General features: G+C 43.3%; 1 pseudogene. It reads left to right on the top strand.

The features are described 5' to 3' along the window. Positions 1 to 338: 338 nt before the first annotated feature. A pseudogene (locus ACYVG7_RS10020) lies at positions 339 to 563 on the top strand (AAA family ATPase); the annotation flags it as partial. Positions 564 to 766: the final 203 nt, after the last annotated feature.

Here is a 766-nt window from a genome sequence, read left to right on the forward strand (position 1 = left end):
AAAGAGTAGGCAGAGAAAATCCAAGCAAAACAACACGTTAGACGGTGTTATTAATTTGCTTGCCGCTTAAGGTTCTGTACATGAATAAGTTATATGTGTTTGATTATCATGGTTATTTTATATATATTTGATTTTGTTTATAAAATTACGCCAGTCGAGTGACTGGCGTAATGTTTGGTGCGGAGGCGGCTTACAGCCAGGCGGGTTGCTTGACCTGATCAGCATATTGCCATTCATACATCCATGTATCCTCGACTGCTGTTCCCCCTTATAATCAATCATCTAGCGCATTGTTTCGATATGGGAATAAGCCTCCCTGGCCCGAACTGGAGATCGCCATGCAACTGCATCACCTTATCTTGCGAAACTTCCGTAAATATGAACAGGCTAGGTTCAATTTTCATGAGCGTTTTACTGTACTAATTGGTAATAACGGTGCAGGAAAAACAACTGTTCTTGATGCCTTAGCTATGGCTCTAAACACTTACTTCCAAGGCTCAAAAATCGCGACAGGCGGTGGGACGATAAAGAAAGATGATGCTCGTCTTCTGTTAATTGAGAAGGCAGGGCAAATATTTCGTGAACCACAAGATGAAGTCTATATTGAGGCTTATGCCAATATCCATGAGCAGATGATTGGTTGGCGAAGAGAAATAGGTGATCGAGGCGGTAAAGCAAAAGACTTCCTGATTACCATCGAGACTCAGCCAGCTTCAACAGGCGTTGTGGCATTGGAGCCGTTCGACAGCCGATCCTGACCAGTTCC

The organism is Pseudaeromonas pectinilytica (assembly GCF_054780855.1).